We start from the raw sequence: 1849 nt of genomic DNA, 5'->3' as shown, positions 1-1849 counted from the left end.
CCGGAAGTGTAGAATACGCCTCCCGCTTGAGAGAGACCTAACGGACTCACTAAGCAGAGAAAAAGTTTTCTAGGCGACGTCAAGTAATGACAGTCACCTTGCGCAAACATTATCTCAGTAATCGGACGTCACTTTGTTCCGCATTACGCTTCGATAAGTTTGCACTAAATGTTCTTTAACAATTTGCAACAAGACAATCTGTGTGGGCACTCATTATAAGAGTGCTTACCAAAAAAAGTTCATATTTCGAAAGAAGTTTAATTGAAGAGTTTGATCATGGCTCAGATTGAACGCTGGCGGCAGGCCTAACACATGCAAGTCGAACGGTAACATTTCTAGCTTGCTAGAAGATGACGAGTGGCGGACGGGTGAGTAATACTTAGGAACATGCCTTTGTGTGGGGGATAACTATTGGAAACGATAGCTAATACCGCATAACGTCTACGGACCAAAGGGGGCTTTCGGGCTCTCGCGCAAAGAGTGGCCTAAGTGAGATTAGCTAGTTGGTGAGGTAAAGGCTCACCAAGGCGACGATCTCTAGCTGTTCTGAGAGGAAGATCAGCCACACTGGAACTGAGACACGGTCCAGACTCCTACGGGAGGCAGCAGTGGGGAATATTGCACAATGGGGGAAACCCTGATGCAGCCATGCCGCGTGTGTGAAGAAGGCCTTCGGGTTGTAAAGCACTTTCAGTTGTGAGGAAAGGTTAGTAGTTAATACCTGCTAGCTATGACGTTAGCAACAGAAGAAGCACCGGCTAACTCCGTGCCAGCAGCCGCGGTAATACGGAGGGTGCGAGCGTTAATCGGAATTACTGGGCGTAAAGCGCACGCAGGCGGTTTGTTAAGCTAGATGTGAAAGCCCCGGGCTCAACCTGGGAATAGCATTTAGAACTGGCAGACTAGAGTCTTGGAGAGGGGAGTGGAATTCCAGGTGTAGCGGTGAAATGCGTAGATATCTGGAGGAACATCAGTGGCGAAGGCGACTCCCTGGCCAAAGACTGACGCTCATGTGCGAAAGTGTGGGTAGCGAACAGGATTAGATACCCTGGTAGTCCACACCGTAAACGCTGTCTACTAGCTGTTTGTGTATTATATACGTGAGTAGCGAAGCTAACGCGCTAAGTAGACCGCCTGGGGAGTACGGCCGCAAGGTTAAAACTCAAATGAATTGACGGGGGCCCGCACAAGCGGTGGAGCATGTGGTTTAATTCGATGCAACGCGAAGAACCTTACCTACTCTTGACATCCAGAAAATTTGGCAGAGATGCCTCAGTGCCTTCGGGAATTCTGAGACAGGTGCTGCATGGCTGTCGTCAGCTCGTGTCGTGAGATGTTGGGTTAAGTCCCGCAACGAGCGCAACCCTTGTCCTTAGTTGCCAGCATTTAGTTGGGCACTCTAAGGAGACTGCCGGTGACAAACCGGAGGAAGGTGGGGACGACGTCAAGTCATCATGGCCCTTACGAGTAGGGCTACACACGTGCTACAATGGCGAGTACAGAGGGAAGCGAACTTGCGAGAGTAAGCGGATCCCTTAAAGCTCGTCGTAGTCCGGATTGGAGTCTGCAACTCGACTCCATGAAGTCGGAATCGCTAGTAATCGCAAATCAGAATGTTGCGGTGAATACGTTCCCGGGCCTTGTACACACCGCCCGTCACACCATGGGAGTGGGATGCAAAAGAAGTAGTTAGTCTAACCTTCGGGAGGACGATTACCACTTTGTGTTTCATGACTGGGGTGAAGTCGTAACAAGGTAACCCTAGGGGAACCTGGGGTTGGATCACCTCCTTACACTATAGGTATCACTTTTGTGATGCAGTGTTCACACAGATTGTTTTGTTGTTAAT

Annotated in this window: 1 rRNA gene; it reads left to right on the top strand. The window is 49.7% G+C overall.

Going from position 1 to position 1849, the window contains the following annotated elements:
- The first annotated feature begins 258 nt into the window (after nt 1-258).
- Nucleotides 259-1793: ribosomal RNA gene (locus Q4567_RS22140) — 16S ribosomal RNA — on the top strand.
- Nucleotides 1794-1849 lie beyond the last annotated feature (56 nt).

Origin of the sequence: Aliiglaciecola sp. 2_MG-2023 (assembly GCF_030548145.1) — a bacterium.
GTDB classification, from domain to species: Bacteria; Pseudomonadota; Gammaproteobacteria; order Enterobacterales; family Alteromonadaceae; genus Aliiglaciecola; species Aliiglaciecola lipolytica_A.
The sequence above is the reverse complement of the archived record's forward strand: the minus strand, read 5'-3'. Positions and strand labels throughout refer to the sequence as shown.